The organism is Mesorhizobium sp. B2-5-3 (assembly GCF_006441005.1).
In the GTDB taxonomy this organism is placed as follows: Bacteria; Pseudomonadota; Alphaproteobacteria; order Rhizobiales; family Rhizobiaceae; genus Mesorhizobium.
On record NZ_VFUS01000005.1, the window covers coordinates 58,491 to 71,758 of the forward strand.

At 65.6% G+C, this 13,268-nt stretch carries 12 protein-coding genes; 5 read left to right on the forward strand and 7 right to left on the reverse strand.

What is annotated here, in order from left to right; translation table 11 throughout:
• The first annotated feature begins 40 nt into the window (after positions 1-40).
• From hrpB to nhaA, 4 genes are all read left to right on the forward strand, one after another.
• Entirely contained in the window at positions 41-2,632 is a 2,592-nt protein-coding gene (gene hrpB / locus FJ867_RS13220) for an ATP-dependent helicase HrpB (RefSeq protein WP_140817597.1), read from the forward strand.
• A 72-nt stretch (positions 2,633-2,704) separates the two neighbouring features.
• Positions 2,705-4,036, forward strand: coding sequence for an ActS/PrrB/RegB family redox-sensitive histidine kinase (locus FJ867_RS13225; protein WP_140817806.1), 1,332 nt, complete (start codon positions 2,705-2,707; stop codon positions 4,034-4,036).
• A 63-nt stretch (positions 4,037-4,099) separates the two neighbouring features.
• The gene (locus FJ867_RS13230) at positions 4,100-4,663 is read left to right on the forward strand and encodes an ActR/PrrA/RegA family redox response regulator transcription factor (protein WP_140497143.1); all 564 of its coding nucleotides are present in this window, start codon (positions 4,100-4,102) and stop codon (positions 4,661-4,663) included.
• Positions 4,664-4,961: 298 nt separating this feature from the next.
• Positions 4,962-6,158: a Na+/H+ antiporter NhaA gene (gene nhaA, locus FJ867_RS13240; RefSeq protein WP_140817599.1), complete on the forward strand. Its 1,197-nt coding sequence runs from the start codon at positions 4,962-4,964 to the stop codon at positions 6,156-6,158.
• A gap of 242 nt (positions 6,159-6,400) precedes the next feature.
• Here the strand turns inward: nhaA and FJ867_RS13250 are convergent, their stop codons facing one another.
• From FJ867_RS13250 to cueR, 3 genes are all read right to left on the reverse strand, one after another.
• Positions 6,401-6,901, reverse strand: a complete 501-nt coding sequence (locus tag FJ867_RS13250; RefSeq protein ID WP_140497303.1) for an MmcB family DNA repair protein — start codon at positions 6,899-6,901, stop codon at positions 6,401-6,403.
• Between the two features lie 177 nt (positions 6,902-7,078).
• Positions 7,079-7,498, reverse strand: coding sequence for an OsmC family protein (locus FJ867_RS13255; RefSeq protein WP_140817601.1), 420 nt, complete (start codon positions 7,496-7,498; stop codon positions 7,079-7,081).
• 50 nt (positions 7,499-7,548) lie between these two features.
• Entirely contained in the window at positions 7,549-7,968 is a 420-nt protein-coding gene (gene cueR / locus FJ867_RS13260; RefSeq protein WP_140497137.1) for a Cu(I)-responsive transcriptional regulator, read from the reverse strand.
• A 223-nt stretch (positions 7,969-8,191) separates the two neighbouring features.
• Between cueR and FJ867_RS13265 the strand changes: the two genes are divergently transcribed.
• Positions 8,192-8,809: a L,D-transpeptidase gene (locus tag FJ867_RS13265; RefSeq protein ID WP_140624882.1), complete on the forward strand. Its 618-nt coding sequence runs from the start codon at positions 8,192-8,194 to the stop codon at positions 8,807-8,809.
• 148 nt (positions 8,810-8,957) lie between these two features.
• Here FJ867_RS13265 and FJ867_RS13270 read toward each other — a convergent pair whose 3' ends face one another.
• From FJ867_RS13270 to murJ, 4 genes are all read right to left on the reverse strand, one after another.
• Positions 8,958-9,527, reverse strand: a complete 570-nt coding sequence (locus FJ867_RS13270; protein WP_140497133.1) for a NifU family protein — start codon at positions 9,525-9,527, stop codon at positions 8,958-8,960.
• 278 nt (positions 9,528-9,805) lie between these two features.
• Positions 9,806-10,297 (reverse strand): universal stress protein, encoded by a 492-nt coding sequence (locus FJ867_RS13275; RefSeq protein WP_140497131.1) that lies wholly within the window; start codon positions 10,295-10,297, stop codon positions 9,806-9,808.
• Positions 10,298-10,400: 103 nt separating this feature from the next.
• On the reverse strand, positions 10,401-11,468 hold the full coding sequence (gene trpS, locus FJ867_RS13280) for a tryptophan--tRNA ligase (RefSeq protein WP_140497129.1): 1,068 nt from the start codon (positions 11,466-11,468) through the stop codon (positions 10,401-10,403).
• A gap of 172 nt (positions 11,469-11,640) precedes the next feature.
• A complete protein-coding gene (gene murJ / locus FJ867_RS13285) occupies positions 11,641-13,248 on the reverse strand; it encodes a murein biosynthesis integral membrane protein MurJ (RefSeq protein ID WP_140556847.1) in 1,608 nt (535 codons plus the stop codon).
• Between the last annotated feature and the right edge of the window lie 20 nt (positions 13,249-13,268).

The window sequence follows — 13,268 nt, forward strand, 5'->3', positions numbered from 1 at the left end:
CCGGTTGCATGGCGACCACGAGCGCTGATATGCGGGCGCGATGACGACAAAAGTCTTGCCGGAGCTTCCGGTATCCGCCGTGCTGCCGGCGCTGGGCCATGCACTCGGCTCCGGCAACGGCGCCGTGCTTGTGGCGCCGCCCGGCGCCGGCAAGACGACGCTGGTGCCGCTGGCGCTGCTCGATGCGCCATGGCTGGGCACGGGCAAGATCGTGCTGCTGGAGCCGCGCCGGCTCGCCGCCCGCGCCGCCGCCCGCCGCATGGCCGAATTGCTTGATGAGGAGCCCGGCGCCACCGTCGGCTATGCCATGCGCATGGAGAACCACACTTCGGCCCGGACAAAAATACTGGTCGTCACAGAAGGTGTGCTGGCGCGGATGATCCTTGACGATCCCGAACTGCCCGGAATCTCGGCCGTGATCTTCGACGAATTCCACGAGCGCTCGCTCGACGGCGATTTCGGCCTCGCTTTGGCGCTCGACGTGCAAGGCGCGCTGCGGCCGGACCTGCGCGTCTTGGTGATGTCGGCGACGCTGGACGGCGCCCGTGTCGCGAAGCTGTTGTCGGGCGCGCCGGTGATCGAAAGCGAAGGCCGTGCCTTTCCCGTCGACATTCGCTACGACGAGCGGCCGGCCGGCACCGCAATCGAGGACGCCATGGCCAAGGCGATCCGCGACGTTCTTGCCGACGAAAGCGGCAGCGTGCTTGCCTTCCTGCCCGGCCAGCGCGAGATCGAGCGCACCGCCGAGCGGCTTGCCGGCAAGGTCGGCGCCGACACCGATATCGTGCCGCTCTACGGCATGCTCGATGGCAAGGCGCAGGACGCGGCGATCAGGCGGGCGCCGGCGGGCCGCCGCAAGGTGGTGCTGGCTACGTCAATCGCCGAGACCTCCATCACCATCGACGGCGTGCGGGTCGTCATCGATTCCGGCCTGTCGCGGCTGCCGCGCTACGAGCCGGCCAGCGGCCTGACGCGGCTGGAGACGGTGCGCGCCAGCAAGGCCTCCGCCGACCAGCGCGCCGGCCGTGCCGGACGCACGCAGGCCGGCGTCGCCATCCGACTGTGGCGCGCCGAACAGACGGCGTCGCTTCCAGCCTTCACCCCGCCGGAAATCCTCGAGGCCGACCTTTCCGGCCTGCTGCTCGACTGCGCCGCCTTCGGTGTCGCCGATCCGACGAGCCTCGCCTTCCTCGATCCGCCGCCGGCCCCGGCGCTCAACGAGGCAAGGGCGCTGCTGCGCGCGCTTGATGCCATCGACGAGGCGGGGCGGCTGACGGAAGCGGGCGCCGCGATGCGCAAGCTCGCTCTGCCGGTGCGGCTGGCGCATATGGTCGCCGAGGCGGCCCGCGGCGGCCATGCCGGCGAGGCGGCCATGCTCGCGGTGCTGCTGACCGAGCGCGGGTTGGGCGGTGACGGCGCCGATCTCGAACGCCGGCTGATGCGCTTTCGCCAGGAAAGATCGCCGCGCGCCACCGCCGCGCGGCAACTCGCCGAACGCCTGGCGAGGCAGGCCTCTTCACCCTCCCCCTTATGGGGGTCCGAAGGACGGGCGAGACCCGTGGCTCGCCCCGGAACGTCGATCCGCGAAGCGGAGCGGGGCGGGGGGCTTTGGCGCCGCACCCCCACCCCGGCGCTACGCGCCGACCCTCCCCACAAGGGGGAGGGTGGCAGCGCTGGTCCTCTCCTCATCCATGCCTGGCCCGACCGCGTCGCCAAGGCGCGCGGCGAGCGCGGGCGTTTCGTGCTGGCCAACGGCTCCGGTGCCATGCTCGATGCTGCCGATCCGCTTGCCGGCGAGGCGTTTCTGGTTGTCGCCGACCTGCAGGGCAAGGCGCAGAATGCGCGCATCACGGCGGCGGCGGCGATCAGCGAGGACGATATTCGTTCAGCACTGGCGGAAAGGATCGAAACCCGCAGGCAAACGAGCTTCGATCGCGAGCGCCGCGCCGTGCGCGTGCGCGAAACCGTACGCCTCGGCGCTATCACGCTGGCCGAGCGCATGCTGCCTCCGCCAACCGGCAATGAGGCCGACCGCGCCATGCTTGACGCCTTGCGCGAACATGGACTTTCGCTGCTGAGCTGGAGCAAGGAGGCCGAGACGCTGCGCCAGCGCCTGTCCTGGCTGCATCGCGGCCTTGGGGCGCCGTGGCCCGATATGTCCGACACGGCACTTATCGATCGCCTCGACGACTGGCTGCTGCCGTTCCTGTCGGGTGCCGCATCCTTCTCGGCCATCGATCCGGGTGTCGTCCCGGCCGGGCTGACGGCGCTTGTGCCGCACGATTTGCAGCGCCGGATCGACGCGCTTGCGCCGACCCATTTCGACGTGCCGTCCGGCAGTCGCGTGCCGATCCGCTATGACGGCGAATGGCCCGTTTTGGCGGTTCGTGTCCAGGAACTGTTCGGCCTCGACCGGCACCCTGCAATCGCAGGCGGCACCGTGCCGCTGACGCTCGAACTGCTGTCGCCTGCGCACCGGCCGATCCAGACGACGCGCGACCTGCCCGGTTTCTGGCGCGGCTCCTGGGCCGATGTGCGCGCCGACATGCGCGGCCGCTACCCCAAACACGTATGGCCGGAAAATCCGCTGCTCGCCGCCGCCACCAGCCGCGCCAAGCCGCGCGGGACGTAGTTGCTTGGCGATTGGCGCAAACGCCATCGCTTCGTCATCCACCTAGCGCTGGCCGCTTCGCGGCTGTATTTCATGGCCATGATCAACGTATTGCGTTCTCCCGACTTCCAGCAGAGCCAGCGACTGCGCCTCAACACGCTGATCCGGCTGCGCTGGCTTGCCATTGTCGGCCAGAGCGTGACGGTGCTTTTCGTCGCCTACGGCCTGAAATTCCCACTGCCGGTCAGCCTGTGCTTTGCCCTGATCGCCTGTTCGGCCTGGATGAACCTGCTCCTTGCCTTTCGGTTCCCGGCCGCGCACCGGCTCACGCCGTTCGCCGCCTTCGGCATCCTGATCTTTGATAGCCTCCAGCTTGCCGGCCTGCTCTACATGACCGGCGGCCTTACCAATCCGTTCTCGCTGCTGATGACGGTGCCCGTGGTCATTTCGGCGACGTCGCTGCCCTTGCGCCTGACCGCGGTGCTTGGGGGGCTGGTGATGACGACGGCGACCTTGCTGGTCTTTTTCCACTTGCCATTGCCCTGGCATGAAGGCGCGCCGCTGGCGATGCCCTTCATCTATGTTGCCGGCATGTGGATGGCGGTGCTGTCTTCGATCGCCTTCACCGCCATTTACGCCTTCCGCGTGGCCGCGGAAGCCCGCCTCCTGGCCAATGCGCTCGCCGCCACCGAACTGGTGCTCCAGCGCGAGCAGCATCTGTCGGCACTCGACGGGCTGGCCGCCGCCGCCGCGCATGAGCTGGGCACACCGCTCGCCACCATCACGCTTGTCGCCAAGGAGATGGAAAAGGCGCTCGGCAAGGACGCGAAACACGGGGAGGATGTGACGCTGCTGCGCTCCCAGAGCGAGCGGTGCCGCGAGATCCTCAAGCGCCTGACCAGCCTGTCGTCCGAGGGAGAGGCGCATTTGTCCCGCCTGCCGCTGACCTCGCTGGTCGAGGAGGTCACCGCGCCGCACCGCGACTTCGGCATTTCGATCAAGCTCAGGCCCGGCGAGCGCAGCGGCCCCGAGCCGGTCGGGCGCCGCAATCCCGGCGTCATCTACGGCCTTGGCAATTTGGTGGAGAACGCCGTCGATTTCGCCCGCGAGAGCGTCACCGTGCGCTGGAGCTGGGACGAGGCCACCGTCTCCTTCTCGATCATCGATGACGGTCCCGGTTTTCCGCCCGAGATCATCGACCGCATCGGCGAGCCCTATATGTCGACACGCCAGGGCACGGAGGCCGGCGGCGGGCTGGGGCTGGGCCTGTTCATCGCCAAGACATTGCTCGAGCGATCGGGCGCCACGCTCGACTTTCGCAATTCGAGCGGACTGGGCGAGGGCGCCATGGTGCGGATTTCATGGCCTAGAAATGTTTTCCTGAACCCGGAATCGGCGCCCGCGACGATGTTTGACACCGCGTAAATTGGACAATCGCGACGCAAAACTATATCTGCGTAAAATTAAGGCAGCAGGAATTTCAAGACGATGACAGGCGATGAAAACAGTGGCGCAATGGTTGAGGGCGAGGACACCTCGCTTCTGATCGTCGACGACGACAAACCGTTCCTGACCCGTCTGGCCCGCGCCATGGAAACCAGGGGGTTCGTGGTCGAAACGGCCGAGAGCGTCGAGGAGGCGGTCGGCAAGGCACGCGCCAATCCGCCCGCCTACGCGGTGGTCGATATGCGGCTTGGCGACGGCAACGGCCTCGACGTCGTGGCCGCTATCCGTGAGAAGCGCGAGGATTCCCGCGCGATCATCCTGACCGGCTACGGCAACATCGCCACCGCGGTGACGGCGGTGAAGCTCGGCGCCGTCGACTATCTGTCGAAGCCGGCCGACGCCGACGACGTCTTTGCCGCGCTAACCCGCACGGCCGGCGAGCGCGCCGCGCCCCCGGAAAATCCGATGTCGGCCGACCGCGTGCGCTGGGAGCACATCCAGCGTGTCTACGAAATGTGCGAGCGCAACGTCTCCGAGACCGCGCGCCGCCTCAACATGCATCGCCGCACCCTGCAGCGCATCCTGGCCAAGCGCGCGCCGCGCTAGGAGTGTGCGCGCTGAGCAATTCCTTCGGACCGGTTTCTGCTTACGGGGAAGCATCCAATTGTCGAACTCGGCGCCGCCCCTCACCTGCCTGCCGGCATCCTCTCCCCGTATAGTGACGGGGAGAGGGGCGCTGTCATCGCCGATTTCGCTAACCACCAGCGTTGCAAAAAGGCGCCGACGCTGCGGCCAGCCTCTTTCTCCCCGTCACTATACGGGGAGAAATGCCCGGCAGGGCAATGAGGGGCGCCGCCGGCCTCGACAATAAGCCTGCCGAACAGGCGGCATAACGGAGGGTGACATGCGGGACTTGAAACAGCGGCCGGTTTCCGTCTTGCGCGAATTTCTCGACAGCGAGGCGGCCGGCGGCATCATGCTGATGGTAGCGGCGGCATTGGCCTTGATCGTCGCCAACTCACCGCTCTCCGGAACCTATTTTGCCGTCCTCCACGCCTATCTCGGCCCGCTCAGCGTGTCGCATTGGGTCAATGACGGGCTGATGGCGGTATTCTTCCTGCTCGTCGGCCTGGAGATCAAGCGCGAGATGCTGGACGGCCAGCTCTCGACCTGGCCGCGCAGGGTGCTGCCCGGCATCGCGGCGGCCGGCGGCATGGTGGTGCCGGCGCTGGCCTATGTCGCCATCAACCGTGACAATGCGGGCGCGCTGTCCGGTTGGGCGATCCCGACCGCTACCGACATCGCCTTCGCGCTCGGCGTGCTATCGCTGCTTGGCAGCCGCGTGCCGGCCTCGCTGAAGATCTTCCTCACCGCCCTTGCCATCATCGACGATCTCGGCGCGGTGATCATCATCGCGATCTTCTACACGAGCGGCCTGTCGCTTGCCTATCTGGGCGCCGCCTTCGCGGTCATCGCCGCGCTTGTCGTGCTCAACCGCATGCGGGTGATGAGCCTCGTGCCCTACCTCGTGCTCGGTGCTATCCTGTGGGTGCTGGTGCTGAAGTCGGGCGTGCATGCCACGCTTGCCGGCGTGGCGCTGGCGCTGACCATTCCGCTCGAACGCACCGCCGGCATCGAACACGATCTCGATCATTCGCCGCTGCACCGGCTCGAGCACGGCCTGCACGCAATAGTGCCCTTCGTCGTCATTCCCATCTTCGGCTTTGCCAACGCCGGCGTTTCGCTGGCGGGCCTCAGCGTCGGCGCGCTGTTCGAGCCGCTGACGCTCGGCGTCGCCGCCGGCCTCGTCGTCGGCAAGCTGGTCGGCGTGTTCGGTTCCTCCGCGCTCGCCATCCGCTTCGGTCTCGCCGACCTGCCGGCCCATGCCGGCTGGCTGCACATGATCGGCATCTCGCTGCTGTGCGGCATCGGCTTCACCATGAGCCTGTTCATCGGCCTGCTCGCCTTCGCCAGCGACGTCGCGCTGCAGGACGCGGTCAAGGTCGGCATTCTCTCCGGCTCCCTGGTCGCAGCGCTGCTCGGCGCGGCCGTCCTGCTGATGGCGCCGGCGGCGACTGAGGTGGATGAGGGCGAGGAGTAGGGGCCTATCAGCGACTTCAATGCACTCTTTTCGAGGTCGCGCTGCCCCTCATCTGCCTGCCGGCATCTTCTCCCCGTATAGAGACGGGGAGAAGGGGTGACGCGACCCCTTGGCGCTTTCTTCCATAAGTTGGCGAATCGCCGACGACAGCACCTTTCTCCCCGTCTCTATACGGGGAGAAATGTCCGGCAGGACAATGAGGGGCGGCGCCGTCGGTTGCGTTCTATCTCCTGCCTGTCAGCCTATTCGCTCTCCCCCTCCAGCGCAGGCACGGCCACCCCGGCGAGCTCCGCCGCCAGCAGCCGCGCGGCGCCGGCCCGCGCGATCCGCAGCATCAGCGCCTTGCGCGTCGCCGCCACCATGCGGTGCTCGGGCGCCTCGCGCAAAATCTCGGCGCCATAGCCGTCGGAGAGGATGAAGCCGCATTCTTCGGGAAAAATCTCCGCCGGCACGCCGGGATGGGTGGCGAAGAAGAAGCGGTCCGAGTGCAGCCGGTAGTCGGGCCATTTGCGGTCGACACGAAAATCCTCGACCGAGGATTTGATCTCGATGATCCATATGTCGCCGTGGCGGGTCAGCGCGACGAGGTCGGCGCGGCGGCCGGTCGCCAGCGACAGTTCGGGCAGCACATGCGCGCCCATTTCGCGGAGCAGGCGCTGCACCCCGCGCCGCACCAGCATGGCGCGTTCGGACTGGCGACCATCGATGAGCGGGTTCAGGGGAATCGGTGAGATGATTGGCATGACGGGACCATGCCAGATTTTGTTCACGATTTGAACCCGTACCGCTCATTTGGTGGCCACCCAAATCAATGGGTGCTCGATGGCATGAGCAGGCACGGAGAACCGTATGGCCACCTTCACTTTCCGTGATGGGTGAACGTGGCGGGACGACCTACGGCGCGGGAGAAGTCCTGGCGTTTATGAGCGACCAGGCCCCGTCGTTTCGATCGTAACCGGCACGCCCTGGCGCAACGAGTTGCTGACCGTGGAAACCACGCTTGCACGGTCAATGATCCTTTGGGGATCGGACCCGTCCAAGGTCTCGCAGGAAACCGTCATCCTTGCCGCGGTCGCCAGCAGGAGCTTGCCGTCGAGGTCAAGCCTCACCGAGACGGCGATCCTGCCGAGTTTCACGCCGATCTCGTCGGCGACATAGCGAAGGTCGTTGCAGAAGCAGCCGCCAATCGCCAGCGCCAGCAGCTGGCCGCCATTGAAGCCCAGGCCCATGCCGCCGGCCTTGCCCTCGGGCCGGTCGACGACGATCGTGTGGCCGCCGGCCCAGCCCATGGCGGCTTCGGTGCCTTCGACATTGTGCAGTTCGACAGTCATCGAGGCCATCGGCATCCTCCCTCCGTAGCCGAGAGGCGTCGGGCCTGGCCGGCACGGATCTATGCGACCGTGACGGCTTTATCGCCGAGCGGCGCGGTTCCCGCAATGTCATCGATGATCGGGCAGTCCGGCCGGTCGTCGCCATGGCAGGCCTGGACGAGCTTCTGCAGGGTCGATCGCATCGACTGCAGCTCGCGCACCTTCTCCTCGATCGCCCTGACATGGGCGGTGGCGATCTCGCGCACGTCGTGGCTGGCGCGGCTGCGGTCCTGGTAAAGCGCCATCAACTGGCGGCAATCGTCGATGGAAAAGCCCAGGTTGCGGGCACGGCGCAGGAAGGTCAGCCGATGGATGTCGTCGCCCGAATAGTCGCGATAGCCATTGCCGGCACGCGCAGGCGCGATCAGGCCAATTTCCTCATAGTAGCGGATGGTCTTGGCTGGCAGACCGGAACGCTGGGCGGCGTCGCCGACATTCATGGTTGTTCCTCGATTCCTGCTGGCCCGAGAGTCATGGCCATTGAATTTCCTTCACAATCCGGTGAAGGCTGTTGCCGAAATGCCGCAGTTGCTGGCTTACCGGCAGGTGAGGTCTTGCATATAGGCATCGCGTACTTGGCAAGCAAAGCAAATGCCAGCATGAATGATGGCAAGAAAGCGGCCGACTCGTGCCGCGGATGTTTGGCGGGGCACGGATCACCTCATGCGCATGAAGTCGCTTGCAGTAATTGCCGCACTGGCGCTGTCGACCGCACTCGCCGGTTGCAGCACCATTGGCGGGCAGATATTCTCCAACGACTATGGCGCGGTGACCGACGCCGGCTACCAGCTGCCGCGCATCCCGATCGAAAAGGTGCCCGCGAAGTATCACCGCCAGGAGGTGAGCTACGACACCAAGGAAAAGCCGGGCACTATCATCGTCGATACGCAGAACAAGTTCCTCTACTTCGTCGAGGGTGACGGCCGGGCAATTCGCTACGGCATCGGCGTCGGCCGCGAGGGCTTCGAGTGGCATGGCACCGCCCATGTCGCCATCAAGCGCGAATGGCCGACCTGGACGCCGCCATCGCAGATGATCAAGCGCCAGCCGGAACTCGCCAAGTTCGCCGGCGGCATGGAGCCGGGCCTGAAGAACCCGCTCGGCGCGCGCGCTCTGTACCTGTTCAACAAGGGCGGTGACATGGGCTATCGCCTGCATGGCAGCCCGGAATGGAACTCGATCGGCAAGGCGATGTCGTCGGGCTGCATCCGGCTGATGAACCAGGACATCATCGACCTTTACGATCGCGCCGAGGTCGGCGCCAAGGTCATCGTTCTCTGACCGTGACCGCGAGGTTCATGGTCAACACCGTTCGTACGCGGACCGTCTAGGCAACAACGGACGTCCCCAACAAAAAACCGGGCAATTCGGCCCGGTTTTTTGTTGCTTGCATGTGAGAATCGTCGCCGCGCTCGGCGAAGGCGAACGGTCAGGCGACCTGTTCGACCTGCTGGACCTCGGGAACGAAGTGGCGGAGCAGGTTCTGGATGCCGTGCTTCAGCGTCGCCGTCGATGACGGGCAGCCGGCGCAGGCGCCCTTCATGTGCAGGAACACGGTGCCGTTCTCGAAGCCGCGGAAGGTGATGTCGCCGCCATCCTGGGCCACTGCCGGGCGCACCCGCGTGTCAAGCAGTTCCTTGATGGTGATGACGAGTTCCTCGTCGGCCTTGTCGTAGAACTCGCCGGTCTGGCTGGTCTCTGCGGCCGGGCCGGCATTGGCCATGACAGGCGCGCCGGACATGAAATGCTCCATGATCGCGCCCAGGATCGCCGGCTTCAGATGCTGCCAGTCGGGGCCGTCCTTGGTCACGGTGATGAAGTCGTAGCCGAAGAAGACGCCGGTGACGCCCGGTATTTCGAACAGCCGGCCGGCCAGCGGCGAGGCCGTCGCCGCACTATCCGCATCACGGAAATCGGCGGTGCCTTCCAAAAGCACTTCCTTGCCGGGCAGGAATTTCAGCGTCGCCGGGTTTGGCGTCGATTCGGTCTGGATGAACATGGCCGTCTCCGTGCCCGTCTCGGGCAGATAGTTTGGAATAATTCTAAATAAGCTCTATCGGCTGGACATTCAAGCGAAACGCATCGCCCGAATGGCTGGCTGGCGGAATGTTTTTGCGACTCCTGCCAAGCACTATGAAGTGTGTCGAGATTCGGGTCAGGCCGAGTCGAAAATGGTGGTTTCCGAGAACCGGAGCGGAGCGTATTTGAAGTACGTGAGCACCGGAAGCGCAGGAACCCGGCATTTGTAGGCCGGCATCACCCGAATATCGATACACTTCAGGCGAGGCTGTCGATTTCCTCGTCCGAAAGGTTTTGCGGCACCACGGTCACCGGGATAGGGAAGGCGGCGCCCTTGCCGGCCACGGCGCCGACCAGCGGCCCGGGCCCTTCCTTGCCGGCGCCGGCCGCCAGCACCAGAATGGCGATATCCTGATCTTCCTCGATCAGCTTGTGGATCTCTTCGGTGGGCTTGCCCTCGCGCACCACCATCTCGGGTTCGATGCCGAGCTTCTGGCGCACCTTGTTGGCGTAGCTGTCGAGCGCGGTGCGTGCGGTGGCGGTCGCCTCCTCGCGCATGATCTTCTCGACGCCCAGCCAGTGCTGGAAATCGTCCGGTTCGATGACATAGAGCAGCACCAGCACGCCGCTGGTGCTCAGCGCCCGCTTCGAGGCGTAGGCGACGGCGCGCTCGCATTCGGGCGTATCGTCGATGATCGCCAGGAACTTCCGGCGATGTCCGGCTTCGCGGCTGAGGCGTTTGGAGACCATGTCTATTTACTCGATGTCATTTCGGCCGCAATCTGCCACTGCGGCTGACCGGCGGCAAGCCGCCGGTCTTTGGCCGGTATGGTGCGGGGCATAAGGATGCGGATCAGTCCTGCAGCAGCCCGATGATGTCGCGCACCGTCTTCATCGTCGCTTCGGCCAGCACGCCGGCGCGCTCGCCGCCGTCCCTCAGCACCGCGTCGACATAGGCGCGGTCATCGGAAATGCGGCGCATTTCGGCGGCGACGGGAGCCAGTTTTTCGACTGCCAGGTCGGCCAGTGCCGGCTTGAACACCGAAAACTGCTGGCCGCCGAACTCCTTCAGCACCGCCTCTTTCGATATGTCCGCAAGGCCGGCATAAATGCCGACCAGGTTTTCCGCTTCCGGCCGGGTGGCGAGGCCGTCCACTTCGCTCGGCAAGGCTTCCGGATCGGTCTTGGCCTTGCGGATCTTCTTGGAGATGGCGTCGGCATCGTCGGTCAGATTGATGCGCGACAGATCCGACGGGTCCGACTTCGACATCTTCTTGGAGCCGTCGCGCAACGACATGATGCGCGCCGCCGGCCCGCCGATGACCGGCTCGGTGATCGGAAAGTAGCCGTTCACAATTTCCTCTCCGACCTGCATCTCGACGCCGACGCCAAGACCGGCGATGCGGTCCGAAAAGTCGTTGTTGAATTTCTGGGCGATATCGCGCGTCAGTTCCAGATGCTGCTTCTGGTCCTCGCCGACCGGCACATGGGTGGCGCGGTAGAGCAGGATGTCGGCTGCCATCAGCGAGGGATAGGCAAGCAGGCCGAGCGAGGCGTTCTCGCGGTCCTTGCCGGCCTTGTCCTTGAACTGCGTCATCTTGTTCATCCAGCCGATGCGCGCCACGCAGTTGAAAATCCAGGCGAGCTCGGCGTGCTGCATCACCCGCGACTGGTTGAACACGATGTGCTTCTTCGGATCGATGCCGGAGGCAAGGAATGCCGCGGTGATGGAGCGCGTCTGGTCCTTGAGATCGTCATAAACCAGCTGGGCCGTCAGCGAATGCAGGTCGACGACGCAGTAGATGCAGTCGGACGTCTCCTGCAGGGCGACGAATTTCTTGATGGCGCCGAGATAGTTGCCAAGATGCAGATTGCCGGTCGGCTGGACGCCGGAGAAGACGAGTGGCTTGAAGGCGGACATGGTTTCCTCGTGGCTTGTGGAGGGCCGTATAAGCGCGATTCCGAAAAGTTGCAGACTTTTCGGAGCCAATCACGCGGCTGGAAACCGCGTGCGGCGAAAGTCTTGCGACGGCGCGCTTATGGACGAACATGACGCTGCGATCAAGACTGCTATTGCAGTCGGGCTGCCCGGCCTACTCGTCCAGCTCGGCGTTTACGGCTGGTGGTGTCGCCTTGCCTGAGCCGCGCTTCACATTGCGGCGGATCATGCCGAAATCGGCGCCGCCGCTGGCAAAGGCCGTGACGAAGTAGAGCAGCGCCCCGCCGGCCACCAGCCCCAGCAGCGTCGTCGCCTTGACGACCAGCGGCGAGCCGGAGCCGAGCCTGGCGCTCAGCCAGTGTTCGGCGAAATAGAGGGCGACGCCCATCACCGCCGCCGAGAGCACCAGACGCGGAATGCGCTTCAAAAGAGGCACGTCGCGGCCCCAATGGCCGCGCCGGATCAGCACCCCGAGCAGCATCAGCGCGTTGACCCAGCCGGCCACCGCCGAGGCCACGGCGATGCCGGGCGCGCCCATCCTCGGAAACAGCGTCAGCGCGGTGGCGACGTTCACCGCCACCGAGATGGCGGCGAAGATCATCGGCGTGCGTGTGTCCTCGCGGGCGAAATAGCCCGGGGTGAACGCCTTGATCAGCACGAAGGCCGGCAGGCCGAGCCCGAAGATCGCCAGGATCGCCGCCACGACAGGCGTCGAATGGTTGGCGGCGAACGCGCCGCGCTCATAGACCAGCCGCACGATCGGCTCAGACATGACCCAGAGCGCCACCGCAGCCGGCAAGGTCATGAACAGGGTGAATTCGACCGAGCGGTTTTGCAGATTGGCCGCCTCGATCAGATTGCCCGACTTCAGCGCCCGCGACAGTTCCGGCAACAGCACGATCGCAACAGCGACGCCGACCACGCCAAGTGGCAGCTGGTAGACGCGGTCGGCATAGGCGAGCGAGGAGACGGCGCTGTCCTGCGCCGAGGCGATGGCGGTGCCTATCAGCTGGTTGATCTGGGTGATGCCGCCGGTGATCGCCGCCGGCAGCGCCAGGATCAGGAGCCGCTTCACGTTCGGCGTCATCTTCGGCCGGCGGAAACCGATCGAGATGCCGGCGTTGCGAACCGCCACCCAGACGATGGCGAGCTGCACGAGGCCCGCCGCCAGAACGCCCCAGGACAGGCTGAAGCCGACGGCATGCGCATCCAGCCCATGATACCAGGCATAGCCAAGCACGCTGATCAGGATGATGTTGAGAAAGGCAGGCGCGATCGCCGCGGCGAAATAGCGGCGTAGCGAATTCAGCATGCCCGCCATCATGGCGGCCAGCGACATGCAGATGAGATAGGGGAACATGATCGTCGCCAGAGTGACGGTCGTCTCGAACTTGCCCGGCGTGTCGGCGAAACCCGGCGCCACCAGGTAGCGCACGATCAGCGGCATCGCCAGTTCCATGGCGATGGTCAGCGCCAGCAGCGCCGTGAACAGCACCCCGAACACTTCCTCTGAAAAGCGCTTGGCGCCGTCGGTGCCGTGCGTCTCGATCTCCTTGGCGAACAGCGGCACGAAGGCGGCGTTGAAGGCGCCTTCGGCGAACAGCCGGCGAAAGGTGTTGGGAAACTGGAAGGCGGCGTTGAAGGCGTCGGCCACCGGTCCGGTGCCCAGTGCTGCCGCCATCAGCATCTCGCGGCCGAAACCGAGCGCGCGGCTCATCAGCGTGCCGGAAGCGACCGTAGCGAATTTCTTGACGAGGCTCATGCGTTTGGAGACTGCCTGCG